General features: G+C 27.0%; 13 protein-coding genes, 1 tRNA gene and 1 other RNA gene. 7 read left to right on the top strand and 8 right to left on the bottom strand.

Annotated elements, in window-relative coordinates:
• Positions 1–51: 51 nt before the first annotated feature.
• The 5 genes from lptE to rodA all read left to right on the top strand — a co-directional run bounded on the left by lptE (position 52) and on the right by rodA (position 5,710).
• Positions 52–546 carry an LPS assembly lipoprotein LptE gene (gene lptE, locus M9408_RS03175; protein WP_250257172.1) on the top strand — a complete coding sequence of 165 codons (495 nt, stop codon included), beginning with the start codon at positions 52–54 and terminating at the stop codon, positions 544–546.
• 68 nt (positions 547–614) lie between these two features.
• Positions 615–1,646 (top strand): DNA polymerase III subunit delta, encoded by a 1,032-nt coding sequence (gene holA, locus M9408_RS03170; protein WP_250257171.1) that lies wholly within the window; start codon positions 615–617, stop codon positions 1,644–1,646.
• Between the two features lie 589 nt (positions 1,647–2,235).
• Positions 2,236–2,553 (top strand): ribosome silencing factor, encoded by a 318-nt coding sequence (gene rsfS, locus M9408_RS03165; RefSeq protein WP_250236684.1) that lies wholly within the window; start codon positions 2,236–2,238, stop codon positions 2,551–2,553.
• Positions 2,554–2,679: 126 nt separating this feature from the next.
• On the top strand, positions 2,680–4,530 hold the full coding sequence (mrdA, locus tag M9408_RS03160; protein WP_250257170.1) for a peptidoglycan DD-transpeptidase MrdA: 1,851 nt from the start codon (positions 2,680–2,682) through the stop codon (positions 4,528–4,530).
• Between the two features lie 67 nt (positions 4,531–4,597).
• Positions 4,598–5,710, top strand: coding sequence for a rod shape-determining protein RodA (rodA, locus tag M9408_RS03155; RefSeq protein ID WP_250257169.1), 1,113 nt, complete (start codon positions 4,598–4,600; stop codon positions 5,708–5,710).
• Between the two features lie 497 nt (positions 5,711–6,207).
• Here the strand turns inward: rodA and M9408_RS03150 are convergent, their stop codons facing one another.
• Together M9408_RS03150 and M9408_RS03145 are read right to left on the bottom strand one after the other, a co-directional pair.
• On the bottom strand, positions 6,208–7,149 hold the full coding sequence (locus M9408_RS03150; RefSeq protein ID WP_250257168.1) for a DMT family transporter: 942 nt from the start codon (positions 7,147–7,149) through the stop codon (positions 6,208–6,210).
• A gap of 188 nt (positions 7,150–7,337) precedes the next feature.
• Positions 7,338–7,411, bottom strand: a tRNA-Arg gene (locus M9408_RS03145).
• Positions 7,412–7,600: 189 nt separating this feature from the next.
• On the opposite strand from M9408_RS03145, the gene folD reads away from it, so the two are divergent.
• On the top strand, positions 7,601–8,452 hold the full coding sequence (folD, locus tag M9408_RS03140; protein ID WP_250257167.1) for a bifunctional methylenetetrahydrofolate dehydrogenase/methenyltetrahydrofolate cyclohydrolase FolD: 852 nt from the start codon (positions 7,601–7,603) through the stop codon (positions 8,450–8,452).
• A gap of 40 nt (positions 8,453–8,492) precedes the next feature.
• Here the strand turns inward: folD and cysS are convergent, their stop codons facing one another.
• The gene (gene cysS / locus M9408_RS03135; RefSeq protein ID WP_250257166.1) at positions 8,493–9,914 is read right to left on the bottom strand and encodes a cysteine--tRNA ligase; all 1,422 of its coding nucleotides are present in this window, start codon (positions 9,912–9,914) and stop codon (positions 8,493–8,495) included.
• A gap of 348 nt (positions 9,915–10,262) precedes the next feature.
• Here cysS and M9408_RS03130 point away from each other — a divergent pair, with 348 nt between their 5' ends.
• On the top strand, positions 10,263–11,015 hold the full coding sequence (locus M9408_RS03130; protein ID WP_250257165.1) for a UDP-2,3-diacylglucosamine diphosphatase: 753 nt from the start codon (positions 10,263–10,265) through the stop codon (positions 11,013–11,015).
• Positions 11,016–11,831: 816 nt separating this feature from the next.
• Here M9408_RS03130 and adk read toward each other — a convergent pair.
• The 5 genes from adk to lon form a co-directional block, all read right to left on the bottom strand.
• Entirely contained in the window at positions 11,832–12,494 is a 663-nt protein-coding gene (gene adk, locus M9408_RS03125) for an adenylate kinase (RefSeq protein WP_250257164.1), read from the bottom strand.
• 590 nt (positions 12,495–13,084) lie between these two features.
• Positions 13,085–15,151 (bottom strand): DNA polymerase III subunit gamma/tau, encoded by a 2,067-nt coding sequence (dnaX, locus tag M9408_RS03120; protein ID WP_250257163.1) that lies wholly within the window; start codon positions 15,149–15,151, stop codon positions 13,085–13,087.
• Between the two features lie 67 nt (positions 15,152–15,218).
• Positions 15,219–15,773 (bottom strand): adenine phosphoribosyltransferase, encoded by a 555-nt coding sequence (gene apt / locus M9408_RS03115; protein WP_250257162.1) that lies wholly within the window; start codon positions 15,771–15,773, stop codon positions 15,219–15,221.
• Positions 15,774–16,462: 689 nt separating this feature from the next.
• Positions 16,463–16,558: signal recognition particle sRNA small type (gene ffs / locus M9408_RS03110), an RNA gene on the bottom strand.
• A 708-nt stretch (positions 16,559–17,266) separates the two neighbouring features.
• A complete protein-coding gene (lon, locus tag M9408_RS03105; RefSeq protein WP_250257161.1) occupies positions 17,267–19,630 on the bottom strand; it encodes an endopeptidase La in 2,364 nt (787 codons plus the stop codon).
• Between the last annotated feature and the right edge of the window lie 631 nt (positions 19,631–20,261).

The raw sequence follows: 20,261 nt of genomic DNA, 5'->3' as shown, positions 1-20,261 counted from the left end.
CATGCCTTATATATAAAGAACTATCTTTTAATAATTGTAAGTATTATTATTATGATTATAGTTGAAAGTTGTAGTTATAGATTGTGTACAGATATAGGGGGAAAGAAGTTAGAAATAATTAATAACATAAGTTCTATATCATTATGTAGTTATGATCCGTTTGGACCAATAACTCGTGCTATAATGACTGAGATGCATATTAACCAAATTGATGTGGTTGATGATTTAAATAATAATTTATGTGCACGGGAAGCGCAAATTCCTTGTTTACACATTATCGGCGCTTCAGAAAAGTATGTAACTACTTTTGTTTTTCAGAATGGAAAAGAGGCTGGATATCAATTAATATTGCATATACAAACTAATTTATTCATACCAAACAAAAATTGTTACCCTATTAATATTCGTGTGTATCGTTCTTTTATACGAAATCCTGGCCGCACTCTATTCAACGATACACAAGAAAATGATATACGTAAAGATATGTATCGAGATGCAGCTCAACAACTTATACATCAATTACTGTTACGATTTGAAGATTTTTAATTGAGATATATGACAAAAATAATTTTTGTATCTAATATTAATGTTTTATTTTATCGTTGAAGTATATCATGATTTGGATATACCCAGAACAATTATTTTTAGAATTAAAAAAAGAACTTAAGTCTGTTTATTTATTGTTGGGAAACGATTCTTATCTTTTGCAAGAGAGTTATCTTAGTATTATAAAGGCAGCTAAGATACTTAATTTTAATACGTCTGTTAATCTGGAATTAGATGTATATTCTGATTGGAAGGATGTGTTTAATTTATTTAAAACGTCAAGTTTATTTGAAAAACGTAAAATATTTTCGTTGAAATTCACTCAAAATTATCCTGTTTCTTATTTTAAGAAAAATATCCCTTTATTACTTTCATTTATTCATGACGATTTAGTATTAATTATATATATTCAAGGATCGAATCAAATTAGCAAAAGTAATATTGGGTTACAATATTTTAATAAAAAAGGAATATTTGTTGATTGTAGCACGCTCACATATGGGCGGATGACAGCATGGATAGAAAATCAAGCGCAGCATATGAAACTCGTTATAGAAAATTTAGCTTGTCAATTATTATGTTATTATTATGAAGGCAGTTTAGTTTTGTTACATCAAATATTACAAAATTTATCTTTAATTTATCCTGATGGAAATTTAAATTTTATGCGTGTCAAAACAGTAGTTACTGATTCCGCATGTTTTAATATTAATCATTGGATAGAAGCAATTTTGATAGGTAAAAAACAACGTGCTGACCGCATTTTACGACAGTTGGAATCTATGGAAGTTGATTTAGAAACTTTATTGTGCAAAATTAAATCTGAAGTACTAATGATAATTAATATAAAATATGGGATGGAACAGAGAAAATCATTATTTAATTTATTAAAACAATATAAAGTATATAAAGAGTATCATCGTATGTTGTTGTCTAGGGCAGTGAAACGGTTAAGTTTATTTAAATTATATCAATCGGTTGGATTATTAGTACAAATAGAATTAAGATATAAAAAGGATTATATTTCTCTTTCATGGTCTAGCTTTGAGGTATTATCGGCTATATTATGTTGCGATGAAAAAATGATACTTAATATATAATTTTTCTACAAGAAATATCATATTAGTATTACTTATAAGAGCTTTTTTAAAGTTTTATGTGATAACTATGTGCTATAGTTGGTATGCCACAACATGTGGATTATCTATGTAATACAAATGAATATTGTAATTACAAAAAATAGATTAAAACTAAAAATTTTTCCGATCTTGATCAGATTATATTAATTTCAATAGAAGGTGATTTTGATTTTTACCGTTAATAGGTAAAAATATGTGTGTATGATTTTATATAATGATTTTGATAACGATCCAAAATATTGAAAAATTTATCGTTATATAGCAACACAGTAGATATATATATTATATATATATAAATAATTATTTTTTTTAATAGAATTGACAAAATTTATTTTTTAAATAATTATGTGATTTGTAGAATGAAATATTTTAAAATAAATAAAGTCCTATTTATTGAGTATATAGACTGATTTATTTAATATTACCGTATAAAATTGTTTACATTTGTTTAAACATTATAAGTTTGTAAAATAATTATTGCGTTACATAATAGATATTATATGTTGATGTATGTTTATAAAATGATAAATATATATTTAGGCATTAAACTGTGCAATCTGATATTTTAAAAGAATTTGTAGTTAATATTATTAATAATATACAGGGACAAGATATTATATGTTTTGACATGTATGGAAAAACTAACATTACAGATGTTATGATTATCTGTACTGGTATGTCTAGTCGTCACGTAATTTCAATATCTCAAGAGATATTGAAAAAATCCCGTAGTATAGGTGTGAAACCTTATGGTATAGAAGGTATGAGTTTTGGTGAATGGGTCTTAGTAGATTTGGGTGACGTGGTTGTACATGTAATGCAAAAAGAAATTCGTATCCTGTATGCATTAGAAAAGCTTTGGTGTTAGTATAAATAAAGAGTTTATGTGTATATAGAGACATGCTATATGTAAATACGCATGTTTTACTTATTAAATAAGTATAAAATTACTTATGTCAATTATTAGTGTTAGATATAAGTAAACCTTAATTGTATGAAGTTAAATAATTCTCAAATTTTTTATAATTATTCGGCTGAGTTATTGTTGTTTGTACGTCGAGTAACTATTGCATGTATTTTAATTTTATTAACTACTAGTATTTTATTTATTCATTTATATCGGATACAAATAGTTCATTTTAATATGTATACTACTCGTTCCAACGAAAATCGTATTAAGATTATCCCCATTCCACCTAAAAGAGGGATTATTTATGACCGTAATGGCATAGCTTTGGCATTAAATCGAACTATTTACCAGTTAGAAATAACACCAGAAAATACAACTAATTTAAATCAAACGATTCGTGAATTGCAGTTATTATTGAATTTAAGTGATTATGATATAGTGCGTTTTGAAAAAGCTCGAAAACATTCTTCCAAATTTGTGTCATTACCTATTAAGATTGGTTTAACAGAAGAGCAACAAGCTCGATTTGCTGTTAATAGGTTTAAATTTTCAGGGGTAGCAATAAAAAGCTATCAACGTCGTTATTATCCTTATGGATCTGATTTGAGTCATGTTATTGGATATGTTTCTAAGATTAATGAAGAGGAAATAAAAAGATTAAATAAACAAGGTATTTTAGGTAAGTATATTTCCGCTCCTAATATAGGGAAATTAGGAATTGAACGTTATTATGAAAATATTTTACATGGTACTCCAGGTTATGGAGCTGTAGAAATAAACAATCGTGGAAAAATTATTAGAAAATTATATAAAAGATATCCAATTCCAGGAAGAAGTATTGTTTTAACATTAGATCTGAATTTACAACAGTATATTATAAAATTGCTATTGGGTAGTCGATCTTCTGTAATAGTCATTGATCCAAGAAATGGTGGAATTAAGGCTTTGATTTCGAATCCTAGTTATGATCCAAATTTATTTGTTGATGGTATATCTAATACAAAATATAGCATTTTATTGAAAGATAATAATTGTCCTTTGCTGAATCGTGCTACTCAGGGGATGTATCCTCCTGCATCTACAGTAAAACCTTATATTTCTGTATCTGCTTTGATTTTAGGAGTGATTAATCAAAATTTTTTATTTTCTGATCCTGGTTGGTGGCAGTTACCTGGTTCAGAAAAACGTTTTCGAGACTGGAAACGATGGGGACATGGAGAACTAAATATTACAAAAGCTCTTGAAGAATCTTCTGATACTTTTTTTTATCAAATAGCTTATAAGATGGGAATAGATAGTTTATCTGAATGGATGAATAAATTTGGATATGGTAGATATACTGGTATCGATTTATTTGAAGAATTAACTGGAGTTATGCCGACCAAAGCATGGAAAATACAACGGTTTAATAAACCTTGGTATCAAGGAGATACTATACCGGTAGGTATAGGACAGGGATATTGGACTGCTACTCCTGTACAAATGTCTAAGGCTTTAATTACTTTAATCAATGATGGTAACGTGCTTATTCCCCATTTGCTTGATAGTATTTTATTAGAAAAAGATTATATTCCATACCATCAAACGGAATGTGACCAAGTAGGTGATCCAAAATCAGATGTATGGAAAATAGCTAAAGATGGGATGTTTGGAGCAGCTAATCGTCCAAATGGGACAGTGAGTGGAAGTTTTTCCGATGCTTCATATAAAGCAGCAGCCAAGTCTGGTACAGCGCAGTTATTTAGTTTAAAAAGTAATCAAAACTATGATCCAAATAGAATATCTGAATGTCTTAGAGATCATAAATTGATGACCGCATTTGCGCCATATGAAAATCCTACGATAGCAGTAGTAGTAATTTTAGAAAACGCTAAGGCTGGAATATCAATAGGGACAATTACAAGAAAAATATTTGATTATGCTTTATTGCAATGAATCAATATTTGATTGGGTTTATTTTTATTTATTTTTTATTAATCTGACTAGTGATTAAAATGTATTCATGAATCAAATTATTCGAAAGAATTCATTATGGGACAAATATCATATTGACTTAACACTATTTCTACTTATTATTTTTTTATTGCTATATGGAGTTTTTATAATGTGGAGTGCGTGTGGTCAAAATTTTGAAATAATGCGATTAAAAGTATTACAAATTATAGGAGGATTACTGCTTATGGGGTTTTTAGCGCAGATTTCACCTAGAGTTTATGAATCTTGGACGCCTTATATATATTTTTTATGTCTTATATTATTAATATCAGTAAATATGATTGGACAAATTAGCAAAGGAGCACAACGTTGGTTGGATTTTGGTATAATAAGGTTTCAACCATCGGAAATAGTGAAAATTTCTGTTTTGCTTATGGTGGCATATTATGTTGATAAAGGACGACATCCACCATCCTTGAAAAATGTTGGCATAGCGCTATTGTTAATTATGATTCCTACTACACTTATGTTAGCACAACCAGATTTGGGCACGGCAATTTTAACGATTAGTTCTGGTTTATTTGTATTATTTTTATCTGGAATGAGTTGGAAATTAATTATATTTACGTTATTGCTAATGGTTTTTTTTACGCCTATATTTTGGTTTTTTTGTATGCACGAATACCAGAGATCTAGAATAACGGTATTGTTGCATCCAGAAATTGACCCGTTAGGCGCTGGATATCATATTATTCAATCAAAAATTGCTATTGGTTCGGGTGGTTTAACTGGGAAAGGATGGTTACATGGGACACAATCACAATTGGAATTTTTACCAGAACGTCATACTGATTTTATTTTTGCGGTAATAGGGGAAGAATTAGGATTTTTAGGAATATTAGTATTATTGTTATTGTATTTAGGAATTATATTTCGTGGATTTATTATTGCGGTTAAAATAAAACATATGTTTGGGAGGCTAATTATTGGTGGTTTTATGTTAGTATTATTTATGTATATTTTTGTAAATATCGGTATGGTTAGTGGTTTGTTGCCGGTAGTAGGTATTCCTTTACCATTAATAAGTTATGGGGGTTCGTCTTTGTTAGTGTTAATGGCTGGATTTGGTATAGTTATGTCAATAAATGGACATAGAAAAATGATTTCTAAAATTTTATAATAAGTTTAATTTATAATGTAATGGAATTAATAATTAATATTTGTTATTACATCTAATGATATTAGGTAAAAAATTTTAAAGCTAAAATATATGACAAGTATTTTGTTATATATAAAATGCCTAGCTGGTTTCAATATTATTAATGCAAACTTTATATTATATATAATAATTATATCTTAGGGATGTTAAAATAATATAAATATATATTTTGGTATGCAATATTACTTATATATGATGTAATAATATGTTTTTAAACAAATTAATTCTATAAGTTAAAAAATATATGATTTTGATACAGGAAACAAAAATTGTCACATAGCGGTAGATAATAAATGAACTTATTTTATGTTAGAAAATATTATTTAGTTGGTGTAGTTAATTGTAGTTTACTTAATGAAATTAGTTAGTTTTATACAATGAAAATAGTGCACGTTTGAAAAATAGATTTTATTAATTTTTCATTTAAGAATTAATTATTTTAATTCATAAAAACTGTTTTAGTGCATGGTCTTTTTAATTTGTACGATACATGTCACTCCAGAAATTAATAAAAATATTCCAATTAAAATTAATGGAGATGGCCATAATTGGCGGTGTATAAATGAATATACTAAACCTGCTATAGTTTCTACTACAATTAGTGGACCTATTAGTGTTGTTGGTAATCTTTGACTAGCTTCATTCCAGAAGAATGTACCTAACCAAGAGCAACAAAATCCAATTAAGATCATTAGTAAAACAAAAAAAACTGGTCTGGGTCCAAAAGGTAATACAAATTCATCTTGAATAAAATCTGAACAACAGATACATACAAAACAGTAAACGAGACATGATAGCGGTAATGTAACTACTCCTTGTGCGTTGGCCCAAGTCATAGGTTTATTGTATGGATGTGTTTTTAACCAATGCGCATTCCTTAATGCGTACCACGCCCAGCACAAAACAGAAATAATTGCTAAAATTATACCACTTATGTATTGCCATATATTAAATATGAAGAATTCAGATTTTAATTCAGAAACGTTTACGCATAATAACCCTATTCCCATTAGAAATAATGATGTTAGTAAAGTATGATATGGTAATTTTTGTTTATTATTAGAAATAATATGTGTTGTTATAGTTAACATTAAAGGTAGGGTTCCGATAATAGCTGTTGAGATCGGAGCTCCAACGCGTTGAATAGCACTTGTTAAACATGTATAGTACACTAAGTGTCCCGCTAAAACTAGTTTTATTGCTTCTAACCAATCCTGCAATAATAATTTACGTAACCGTGCTCTATCGTACCATGATAGTGGTATTGAAATTAATCCAAACGCAATATAACGACCAGATGCTTGTAATATACTGGGATATTCTGGTATTAATAAGGGACCAATAAAGATTAATCCCCACAACAATCCTGAGATTACAGCAAAAGCAATTCCTAGTATCATAATACCTTTGTTATACTAATTAAACATACTGGATACTATTATTTAGTGAAAATCTTATTTTATTAAATTAGAAGTATATATCGTTGAGTATACACATTTTGATTAAATAGTGTTATATGATTATTTGATTAAGACTTATTTATTCATATTAATTTAGATTAATATACTATAAGTATATAATATGATAATACGCCCTATAGGACTCGAACCTATAACTTACAGCTTAGAAGGCTGTTACTCTGTCCAATTGAGTTAAGGGCGTGTTAATATGTATTTTATATGTATTTTTTAAAGACAATAGTGTTTTAGTATTTACTTAATTGAGTTAAACATTTTCTTTTTGAGAAAGAGATCTTTAAAAGAAGATATATAACTTTTAAAGTTAATAGTAATATATTTTAAAAAAAATAACATCATTGTATTATATAAAAATATTGGATATATTATTGAAATGATTGCTAAGGTAATTGATGGTAAATATGTGTCTGAAGTAATAAAACAAAAGATAGCTAAGCAAGTATTCCGGAATGTGAATTCTGGAAAGCGTGCACCAGGGTTAGCTATGATTTTAATAGGGAATGATCCAGTTTCTGAGATATATGTGGCTAACAAAAAAAAAGCATGTGAACAAGTTGGTTTTATTTCGTTTCTTTATATTTTACCTGTTGCAACAACCGAAAGTGAAATTTTTCAATTAATTGAAACTCTAAATAATGACAATCGTGTAGATGGTATTTTAATTCAGTTGCCGTTACCAAATGAATTAAAAAAATTAAGTATTTTAGAACATATTGCTCCTGATAAAGATGTAGATGGGTTTCATCCATATAATATTGGTTGTTTATGTCAACGATCTCCTACGCTACGCCCGTGTACCTCTCGAGGTATTATTACTTTGTTAGAATGGTATAATATAGATATGTTTGTATTGCATGCAGTTGTAGTGGGAGCATCAAATATTGTTGGGCGTCCTATGACGATGGAATTACTGTTGGCGGGATGTACTGTATCGATTACTCACCGTTTTACCCAGAATTTAAAAGTGTATATTGAACATGCTGATTTATTAATTGTAGCAGTAGGAATGGCGAATTTTATTCCTGGTAGTTGGATAAAACGAGGAGCTATAGTAGTAGATGTTGGTATCAATCGTTTAAGCAATGGAGATATAGTTGGTGATGTGCATTTTTCAAGCGCTTATGAACGAGCTGCATATATTACGCCTGTTCCAGGCGGAGTAGGTCCTATGACGGTGGCTACGCTTATTCAAAATACTTTACAAGCCTACTATAATCATCTTTGATAGAAGAGAGGAATAGATGTTTGTAGTTTATTGTCTATTTTTAATTATTTTTGGTTACATGTATCGTATTATTAAAATGCCATCTTGTTGTGCCTGTAGAGCTATCTTCTAACGTTATTCCCATGATAGTTAGTTTATTTCGTATTCTATCAGATAACTCCCATTGGTTGTTGTTTCGAGCATCTTCACGACGTTTAATTAATCTTTCAATTTTTTTAAAATTAAATTTTTTATTATTTTTTAATGCTATTTTTTTTAAAAAAATTTCTGGATTTTGATACAATAATCCAATAGTATTTGCTAAATATTTTAAAGTAGCTGCTATTTTTGGAGTGAGGGAATGACGTTTAATTTTTAAATCATTTAATTTATGTGCTATATCAAATAGTACTGAGTATGCTTCTGGCGTATTGAAATCATCATTCATTTTAGAGATGAATTTTGATATGAAGTAGTCTTCACTACTAAGTTTAATCTCGGTATTAGTTTTAGTATCTCTTAAAGCAATATAAAGTCGTTTTAAAGATGCTCGCGCATTGTTGAGACTATTATCATTATATTTTAATTGGTTACGATAATGAGCAGACATTAAAAAATATCTTATTGTTTCAGGATCATAACGTCTTAAAATGTCACGTATAGTTAAAAAATTATTTGATGATTTCGACATTTTTTCATGGTTTAATAATAGCATACCAGAATGTATCCATACTTTTGCGCAAGGCATATTGTAAGCACAAACAGATTGGGCAATTTCATTGTCATGATGTGGGAAAATTAAATCAGATCCTCCACCATGAATGTCTAATTGATTACCGAAAATAGAATGGTTCATAGCAGAACATTCAATATGCCATCCTGGACGCCCTGCTCCCCATGGAGATAGCCAATAGGGTTCACCTGGCTTAGATATTTTCCAAAGCACGAAATCTATAGAGGGATTTTTTATATTTGGGTTTTTTGATACATTGTGGATGTCGGGTATTTTTTTCTTAGATAGGATACCGTAATTACGCATGGTTTTTACAGAAAACATTACATCCCCATTAGGAGCTATATATGCGTGTTTTTTTTGGATTAGTAGGTGAATAAATTTAATAATTATATCAATATGATCAGTTACTTTTGGTTCGTAATTTGGACGTAATATATTTAATGCATCAAAATCTAAATGCATTTCTTTAATCATACGATTGGTTAATTTTTTAGTGGTTTCGTTATTTTCGTGGGCTCTTTTTATAATTTTGTCATCTATATCTGTAATATTACGAACGTAATTGACTTGATATCCACAGTGATGCAAATAACGGATAATAGTATCAAATGCTAGGAATGTTCTAGCATGACCAAGATGGCATAAGTCGTATACTGTAACACCACAAACATATATTTTAATTTTTCCATTAACAAGAGGTATAAGTTTTTCTTTTTTTCTTGTTAAAGTATTAAAAATTTTTAGCATTTTAATTTATTCTATAATGTTAGTATATTTAGTATTCATAGTATGCAAATACTTATGGAAAAGGTATATACTTTTTAAGTAAAAATTATCATAAAATTATTTATGTTAGCATAATATTGATAGTCATAACTTTTATTATAAAAATTTAATATATATTATTTTAGAAAAATATATGATTAATGTTTATCGTGTAATTAAAAGGATTGTGACTGATGATTATATTGTGTTATATGATTGATTATATATATTTGATATAATAAATCTTCTTTAGTTTGTTATATTTTTAATTGTGTAAATTTTAATATTCCATATTAAAATTTACAAGGGTTATTATTCTATTTAGTAAATATGTCAATTTTATTTATCTCAGATATTCATTTGTGTTCAGATTCTCCAGATGTCACTGATGGGTTTTTGTATTTTTTAAATTATTGTGCAATACGTGCTCGAGCCCTTTACATTTTAGGAGATTTATTTGAAGTTTGGTTAGGAGACGATGATTGTAAATCATTACATATTAATATTGCTAAAGCGTTAAAAAGATTAAATCAAAAAAAAATTTCATGTTATTTTATTCATGGTAATCGTGATTTTTTATTGGGGAAAGAGTATGCTAAGGCTTGCGGAATGACGTTATTATCTTCAAAACAAGTTTTAACATTAGAATCAGGGAGAAAGATAGTTATTTTACATGGAGATACTTTATGTTCATATGATAATTCATATCGACTGTTCAGAAAATGTTTTCGCCATATTGTAGTACAGAAGTTATTTTTATTATTACCGTTATCTGTACGTTTACGTATTTTTAGTATCATACGTTCATGTTGTGTACGACATAAACAATGTAAATCAAAAAAAAAATTGGATATTAATTTAAGAATGGCTACAGATATCTTAATTAAGAATCATGCAGAGATTATGATTCATGGACATACTCATCAACCAATGATTTATAAAATTTTTAGATCTAAAAAAGATATATTAAATATAATGGTGTTAGGATGTTGGAATAAATATGGATCAATGATAGAAATAAATGAAGAGAACGATAATATCGTATTTATGGAATTTCCGATATACAAAACAGTTAGACGTTAAATTATATTTTTATTTTTTTAAAGAAAGGCGTATGAATTTATTATATTTCTAACGTAAATAAGAAATGTAATATGAGGATTTTTAGTTTAGGTATTATTATTTATTGTGATTATTTTAAATATTTTTGAGTGGGTTTTATTTTTTAATTTTTAAAATTTCTGATAAGTAGTAATTTGACTCAAATATGGGTTGTTATTATCATTAGATTTAATTTTTTCTATAGAATGAGTGTTTGGTTAAAAAATTTTAAATCTATGTTGTGAAGAAAATAATACATAAATATTATTACTATTTAATATTTGAAGAATTACGCATCGTTGTGTTTGTACACTATACAAGAGGTTTTGTTTAGAGGATTAATATTTTGAGTGGGGATTTAAAAGTTTTTAGATGAATTTTGCGATATTATACATTGTTAATGTTTAAATAGAAAATTTCTATTACATTTTGTGCTGAATTTTTAGATAAAATTTTATAATAGTTTATTATAAACTTTCTATCAATGGCTCTATATAATTGTAGAAGTTATGCATGATATTTTATATTTTATTGAAATTAATGCTTATTGGTGGTTTTTATAAATTATTATTTAAATTGTAGTGTGCATTTTTGAGTGATATGATAGATGGTTTTTTATTTAGTTAAGTTAATGTTTTATGCTGAAGTAAAATATAATCATAAATTTTATTATGACAGTTAGGATTGTGCTTAATTTTAAAATTATGGGAATAAATTAGTAAGAATCGTATATATAATAAGTCTAACATTGTTGTTATTTATGTTTATTTTAATTAAATTGTGGCCAATTATAACTAGTTATTTATTAGTTAATAAACTAATTAATTCTTCATAGATTTCAGTAATTTTTCGATTCCCATCAATAGAGAAATATTTTATTTTTTTAGATTTAGATTCGTTTCGATAATAATCTAATACTGGTTCAGTATATTGATAATAGTTGTTTAATCGTTTACGTATAGCTTGTTCACAGTCATCTTTTCGGGTAGTCAAAGATTCGCCGGTAATGTCATCTAATCCATAAATTTTAGGCGGATTAAATTGAGTATGATATGTTCTACCAGAATCTACATGTATTCGTCTACCTGTAATACGATTAATGACTATAGAGTCTGATACCACGAATTCTATAATGTAATTTACAAAAATTTTATATTTGTTCATAAATTCTGCTTGTAGAATCGTTCTAGGAAATCCATCTAATAAAAATCCGTTACAGCAATCATTTTTATTAATACGTCTATTAATTAATTGAACTATAAAATCATCATTTACTAAATTCCCGGTATGCATCGCATTTATTACATTTTTCTGAATGTTATGAGGTTGATACGGATTTTTGGGAAACGATTGACGTAACATCGTGCCTGTAGAAATATTTGGGATGTTATATTGATTTGAAATAAGATGAGCTTGCGTCCCTTTTCCTGATCCAGGAGGCCCAAGAAATATAATACGCATAAAGGTTAATTCTCGATTAAAATTATTAAATAATATTCATAATGTACCGCATTTATTTTCAGATATAAAGAGAGTATTATTTAAATATGTACATATAAAGGATGTTAATTTTATACTAATTCTTAAAGTTAGTATTATATCATAAATTTAAATATCGATTATTATATTTTATTAATTGATTATTATAGACTATAAGAGTGTATTTTATTACATTTTTATATGTGATAAAACACATTAATCGTACATATTATTGTTATTGTAAACAGTGATTAATGATTAATTAAAAAATAAAAGAATATATTTAAATGCCTCGGAAGTATTTGTATACAATTTCGAATTCATTTTTGTTTACTGTAATTATTTAATAGATAGTTCTTAACAAGATAAATTATATTTGTGGTGGGTTTAAATTTGATTTTTAATAATTAAATACACAACATAAACAATTATATGATTATGGTTTCGTTATTGTAGTGATAATAAACAATTGTAATTACGAATTATATATACGCAAACAATCAAATGTTGATTTAATTTGTATGTATAAGTAGATAAATAGTACGTTTTAATTAGTAAGTATTATCTTGGCATTAAATTATTTTAATCTCATTTTCGTCGATTTTAGCGTCAAAAAAAGTTTTGATCATTTTAATATATGGATCGTTTGAAAATTCTTGTTTTATTTTTGATATTTTTTCTTTGTATAAAATATAAATATGTTCCATTGGTGTTTTTATCTCGCAATTATCATCTTTTTTTATATGCAATGTAATCGGAATACCGATATTATTGCTGAGGGATTCTTGTATTGTATTATGTAATTTTATAGAATTTAAATGTTGATAATTAGAACGAACGTGTAGACAAATTTCATTCGAAGAAATTTTTTCTTGCCAAGAATTCATAACTAATTTTTTTGCTGTTTTTGGTAATTCCAGTTGATATATCTGTGATGTCCATGAGTCGTTTCTCATTGCTTGTTGAAGTATTTCTTTTATGAAATTAGACATATTTGGATGATTTTTACTACAGTCTTTGTTATGACTGTCACTCTTGTTGGATTCTAAAGAATCTGATAAATCTTTATTAATTTTATTAATGCTATTAGAATTATTTTTTATAATGTTCATATTAATATTGGAAAATCGTTCTAATATTCCTTTTATTGTTTTTTGAGATTGTAAGGTTAAATTTGATGTTTTTTCTGTTATGTTTGATTTATTATTTTCTTTATATTGTAATAGTTTTGAACGAGCTTCCAATATTTTGGAAGTAGTATCTATATTATTAATGTTAGATGTAGGTTGTGGTAGTTTTGATTCAGTGTTTTTAGTATTATTATCATTAGATTTTTTTAAATTTAAACATAAGATATCTTTTACTTCATTTTGATCTTCTGTATGTAATAGATTTTTATCTTGATTATCATTTTTTGTTTGAGTACCATCAGTAGTAGTAGGTTGTTTATTGTTTGTATTGGGTATAGGATTGTTATTTGAATGAATAAAATTAGAAGATATATTATTATTATTATATTTTTTGTTTGTTATATTTTCATCTGGACGAAAAGCAAATGCACGCAGCATGGTCATTTCTATTCCCATACGATGGTTAGGAGCATAAGGTAATTCTCGGCGACCTAATAGAAATATTTGATAATATAATTGTATATTTTCTGGAGTAATATGATTACTTAGTTTATGTATGCGTTGGTTTATATATTGTGTTATAGTATTATTATTTTCTTTTTTTATAGAATTTAATAGAAATTGATCTATAGCTATTTTTTGTAAGATGGTAAGCATTTCACTTAAAAGATTATCCCAGTCAATTCCTAAAACTTCATAGTTTTCAATTTGGAGCATTACATCATGCATACTTCCGTTTATTAAGTTTTCAATTAAAGATAACGGATATTCAATATTTAATATACCAAACATATTATCAATGGTATTATTGGTTATTTCGTTATTTCCTAATACAATAGCTTGTTCAACTAAACTAAGTGCGTCACGCATGCTTCCTCTTGATGCGTGAGCTAATATTTCTAAAGCAGAGGACTCTATTTTTATGTTTTCTTTATTAAGGATATGTGTTAGTTGAGTTATAATGTGAGAGATACTTAGTGGTTTTAAACAAAATTGTAGACATCGAGATAATATGGTTGCTGGTAATTTTTGATATTCGGTAGTAATTAAAATAAATTTAACATGTGTAGGCGGTTCTTCTAATGTTTTTAATAAAGCATTAAAACTGTGACGTGATAACATGTGCACTTCATCTATGAGGTATACTTTAAAGCGACCTCGTGATGGTGTGTATTGTACGTTGTTTAGGAATTCTCTGGTATCTTCTACTTTAGTACGTGATGCAGCATCTATTTCAATAAGATCAATAAAACAGCCTAATTCGATATCTTGGCAATTACTGCATTGCCCGCACATATTATAGGTTAATCCTTGTTCGCAGTTTAATCCTTTTGCAAACAATCGGGCAATAGTTGTTTTTCCTACTCCTCTTGTACCGGTCAATATATAAGCTTGGTGAATTTTATTTAATGCAAAACTATGTGTAATTGCTTTAATAACATGGTTTTGTCCTACAATGTCAGCAAATTTTTTTGGACGCCACTTACGGGCAAGTACTTGATAGTTCATAATGTACAACTCATATAATAATACTATAAATGGAAGAATTAAATCTAATTGGTTTAGCGAATATGTTTTAATAATCAGAAAACATTACTAAACTATAAGAATTTATTCCTATTTTTTTTAATAATGATTTACCACCTAAATTTTCTAAATTTATTATAAATCCGGCATGGTTTACTTCTCCTCCTAATCGTCTGATTAGTTTTACTACTGCTGCAATTGTTCCGCCCGTTGCTAATAAATCATCTATAATTAGAACTTTATCGCCTGGTTTAATAGAATCAGCGTGTATTTCTAGGCATCCACTATCATATTCTAAAATATATGGCTCACTAATAGTTTCGCGCGGTAATCTTCCTGATTTTCGAGCAGGAACAAAACCTAGCTTCAATATTAATGCCAATGGAGCGCTAAATAGAAATCCTCTTGCTTCTATGCCCACTACTTTAGTTAATTTATAGTTTTTATAATGCTGGGCTAGAAGAGTAATGCTTGTTGAATATGCTTGTGGATTTTTTAATAATTCAGTTATATCGCGAAATAGAATGCCTTGTTTTGGGTAATTAGGTACAAATTTAATATTTTTCTTGATTAATTCTAATTGTTGATCCATAACATGCATCATATTTGATTCCAAAATATAAAAAATAATTTAAATTGTAAATTATATATCTATATAAAGATTGTGTGTATTATAAACTTTATAATATTGTGATTATAAGTATTAATTCTATATTTTATATAAGTTATTTTATTATTTAAAAAATTAAAATTTATTACATAATAAAATATATATTTATTACATGTTCAGATGATTGGATATCATAAACAGTTGTATTATTTTGTTAGTTAAATAAATTTACATCAGTATATTTAAATTTAATTAATTATAAAATCAAATTTTTTGAATACTTTTGATAAACAATATAATTAATGATTTTGTATAAATAAATGTACTATTTAAATAATTTTGGTTATTATTTAATTATTTAAATATTTTTTGTAAGTTATAATTTATATTATAAAAATATATATTTTAAGGGTTTAAAATTATTAGTTCTTATAAATTTAATAATTATATTTTATTAAATTTATAATTAAAAAATTGTATACTTAATATTTTGGTTAAGTATAACTATAGTAATATAATTTTTTGAAGAAGTAAAAATATATCATCGTTTAATAAAATTAGATTTTAATTATTTATTTTTTATTATCTATTTGTTTAAAATAAGAAATAATTTTTTATTAATAGGTATTATAGTGAGAATAAAAAATCATATTATCAATGATAATAACAATCGTTTATTTTATCGGGATACTAATAAAGAAGCATTTTAATTTTCGCTACGGCTGCTTCCTTCCAGACCTGACCGGTTTTACGAAAGCTATTATGCATAATTTAATAGCATCCCTTTTAAAGATTATCTGCGATAATCTTAAATTTTTCAAGAAATAATTATATATTTAAGTTTAAATATAATTTAAATATAAGATATTTTTTGTTCGTAAATGCTGTAATGTAGTAAATTTTGAATATTAAAAATTAGTTCATAGATATTTTATGAGATAAATTTAATTTTTAGTTATTTTAGATAGTATGATTTGTGTATTCATTTATCATGGTTTAAAGATTTAAAATTTTTTTGTTAAAAAATATTTGACTAGTTTTATAAAAATTATTAATCATATTTTATAATCGATAGTTAATAGTGTAGTTATTTTATAATTTTTTTATGTATATCATCTTGATAACTGTCAAGATTGTTGTTTATTTAAAAAAATACAACTTGTTTAATATACAATTTTAATAAAATATTATATTTAAATAGTTTGTGATTAAATTTGAATAGGTGGAGACATGATTAAGTAGTTATATTGTGGCTTCTTAATATGAAAAAACGTTGGTTTTATTAAAATAGAGTGTTTTTATCTTTTAAAAATTCAGCAATTAAAATCAAAAGTTCTCATTAGAATTATGGTAATTTACTAATATTTAAAACATATCTTATTTTAATAATTCAAATTCGTATCTGTAATTTTTTGTAAATTTATCGATATATATCGGTTACATAATAAGAAGTATACGTTTCATTTTTTATATTTTGTGAAGATATTTTATGTTAATGATGTGTTAGGTGTGGTTTCATGATTAAATGGGGCATTTTGGAGCGCTAATATTAAAACTTCATCTATTTGCTTTACTGGATGAATATTTAAGTTATTTACTACAATGGCAGGCATATCTTCTAGGTCTCTTTTATTTTCATACGGTATTAATACTGTTTTAATACCTCCTCGATGTGCTGCTAGTAGTTTTTCTTTTAAACCTCCGATAGGCAACACTTGTCCTCTTAAAGTTATTTCTCCCGTCATAGCTACGCTAGATTTAACAGAATTTCCTGTTAAACAAGAAACTAAAGCGGTACACATAGCAATTCCTGCGCTCGGTCCATCTTTTGGTGTCGCTCCTTCAGGAACATGTACATGAATATCTTTTTTATCGTAAAAATCAGTGTTAATTCCTAGTTTATCTGCACGTGCTCGTACTACAGTTAATGCAGCTTGAATAGATTCTTGCATAACTTCACCTAATGAACCGGTGTAAGTTAACTTTCCTTTTCCAGGAACACAAGCAGTTTCAATCGTTAACAGATCTCCTCCTACTTCAGTCCAAGCCAGCCCAGTTACTTGTCCAACACGGTTTTTTAGGTCTGCTTGGGTGCAATCATAACGTTGTACACCAAGGAAATTTTTTAAATTTTTTTTATCAATGGTTATATATTTAATTTTTTTATTCATTAATAGCATTTTAACTGTTTTTCTACATAATTTAGAAATTTCACGTTCTAAATTACGTACTCCAGCTTCACGTGTATAGTGTCGAATAATTCCTATTAAAGCGTCATCTTTAATGGTTAATTCTTCTGGTTTTAAAGCATTACGTTGTATTTGTTTAGTCAATAAGTGTTGTCGTGCTATATTTAATTTCTCATCTTCAGTATAACCAGATAAGCGTATTACTTCCATTCGATCTAATAAAGGACTTGGGATATTCATTGAATTAGAAGTAGCGACAAACATAACGTCAGATAAATCGTAATCTATTTCTAAGTAATGATCATTGAAAGCAGTATTTTGTTCGGGATCTAACACTTCTAGTAAGGCAGCAGCTGGATCCCCGCGCATATCTAAAGACATTTTATCTATTTCATCTAAAAGAAATAAAGGATTTCTTACGCCAACTTTAGACATCTTTTGTATAAGTTTACCAGGCATAGATCCAATATAAGTACGACGATGGCCTCTAATTTCAGCTTCGTCACGCATGCCGCCTAAAGCCATACGTATATATTTACGTCCAGTGGCTTTAGCAATAGATTGCCCAAGTGAAGTTTTCCCTACTCCAGGTGGCCCTACTAAACATAAAATAGGTCCTTTTATTTTATTTATTCTATTTTGTACCGCTAAATATTCTAAAATGCGATCCTTAACACGCTCTAATCCATAATGATCTTTATCCAGACTTTCTTGAGCTTTAAGTATATTTTTTTTCATTTTACTTCTTGCATGCCATGGTACTGATAATATCCAATCAATATATCCGCGCACCACAGTAGCTTCAGCCGACATAGGAGACATTAATTTTAATTTTTGCCACTCTGATTCTACTTTATCTCGTGCTTCTTTAGGCATTTTAGCCGTTTCTATTTTACGTTTAAGAGTTTCATTTTCATCAATTATATCGTCTAATTCTCCTAATTCTTTTTGGATAGCTTTCATTTGTTCATTTAAGTAATACTCGCGTTGACTTTTTTCCATTTGTTTTTTTACACGATTTCGAATACGTTTTTCAATTTGCAGTAATTCAATTTCTGATTCCATCATTGCTATTAAATATTCTAATCGTTCTGTAACATCTGACATTTCTAATATTGATTGTTTATTATTTAATTTTAGTGGCATATGAGCAGCAATAGTGTCAGCAAGACGATCTGCATTATTAATGTTGTTTAATGACACTAAAACTTCGGGTGGTATTTTTTTGTTAAGTTTAAGGTATCCTTCAAATTGATTAATAACAGCACGCATTAGTATTTCTTGTTCACGTTCGTTTAATGTTTTAGGTTGTAAAGAGCTTACATCCGCTTTAAAATGGTTTCCGGTATCAGTTAATTCGATGATACGAGCCCGTGTCAATCCTTCAACTAATACCTTAACTGTTCCATCTGGTAGTTTTAGCATCTGCAATATCATGGATATTGTTCCAACTGAAAAAAGATCATTAATGTTTGGTTCATCAGTTGATGCTTCTTTTTGAGCTACTAACATAACTTTTTTATCATCATTCATAGCAGATTCGAGACATCGAATTGATTTGTCCCGGCCAACAAACAACGGAATTACCATATGTGGATACACCACTACATCGCGCAGAGGTAATACAGGTATTTCAATGCTTTCAGGTTGCTCACTATTCATAGAGCCATCTCTCTTGGTTAAAGCTTTCTACATTATAACACTTTAAATATTTAGTTGTATCATCTTTATTAACTAGATATTCAAAGGATATGGGGACGAATTAATTATATTTCAATATTGAACATTATGAAAAGAAGAATAAATAATTATTTATTAGAAGGTTGGTGTATAATTTAATATTTATTAAAATTTCAGTGATTTTAAAATTTTGTTTTTAATTAAATTTTTGGTTTTAAATAATTTTTGTTTGTTTAAAAATATTTAGTGTTTTTAATGTTTCAATAAAATAAATAATTATTTTTAATATTAAAAATAATTATTTATTTTATTGAAAGTATAGTAGGTAATTATCATATATTCATTTTAGATGAATATCGAATTAATTAAATGATCTAAAAATATATTAATTATATTTTGATTTTAGAGTAAATAAGTAAAATAATAAATATTGTTTATTTTAATTTGAATATTATTTATTAAAAATTAATAATGTTAATAATATATTTTCAAATTTAATTTAACCGAAATATATATTAGAAAAAATGATGATTTTATTTTGAAAGTGGTTGATGTTTATTTTAAGAAAAATATTTTTGTTATAAAAATGATTTCAATTTATATAGATAAATTA

The organism is Candidatus Blochmannia vicinus (assembly GCF_023586525.1).
Classification (GTDB): Bacteria; Pseudomonadota; Gammaproteobacteria; order Enterobacterales; family Enterobacteriaceae; genus Blochmanniella; species Blochmanniella vicinus.
The sequence above is the reverse complement of the archived record's forward strand: the minus strand, read 5'-3'. Positions and strand labels throughout refer to the sequence as shown.

Bases quoted from the DNA above. Each gene is read 5' to 3' on its own strand.
- lptE (WP_250257172.1), top strand. From the start codon at position 52: ATGATTATAGTTGAAAGTTGTAGTTATAGATTGTGTACAGATATAGGG.
- holA (WP_250257171.1), top strand. From the start codon at position 615: ATGATTTGGATATACCCAGAACAATTATTTTTAGAATTAAAAAAAGAA.
- mrdA (WP_250257170.1), top strand. From the start codon at position 2,680: ATGAAGTTAAATAATTCTCAAATTTTTTATAATTATTCGGCTGAGTTA.
- rodA (WP_250257169.1), top strand. From the start codon at position 4,598: ATGAATCAAATTATTCGAAAGAATTCATTATGGGACAAATATCATATT.
- M9408_RS03150 (WP_250257168.1), bottom strand. From the start codon at position 7,149: ATGATACTAGGAATTGCTTTTGCTGTAATCTCAGGATTGTTGTGGGGA.
- folD (WP_250257167.1), top strand. From the start codon at position 7,601: ATGATTGCTAAGGTAATTGATGGTAAATATGTGTCTGAAGTAATAAAA.
- cysS (WP_250257166.1), bottom strand. From the start codon at position 9,914: ATGCTAAAAATTTTTAATACTTTAACAAGAAAAAAAGAAAAACTTATA.
- M9408_RS03130 (WP_250257165.1), top strand. From the start codon at position 10,263: ATGTCAATTTTATTTATCTCAGATATTCATTTGTGTTCAGATTCTCCA.
- adk (WP_250257164.1), bottom strand. From the start codon at position 12,494: ATGCGTATTATATTTCTTGGGCCTCCTGGATCAGGAAAAGGGACGCAA.
- dnaX (WP_250257163.1), bottom strand. From the start codon at position 15,151: ATGAACTATCAAGTACTTGCCCGTAAGTGGCGTCCAAAAAAATTTGCT.
- apt (WP_250257162.1), bottom strand. From the start codon at position 15,773: ATGATGCATGTTATGGATCAACAATTAGAATTAATCAAGAAAAATATT.
- lon (WP_250257161.1), bottom strand. From the start codon at position 19,630: ATGAATAGTGAGCAACCTGAAAGCATTGAAATACCTGTATTACCTCTG.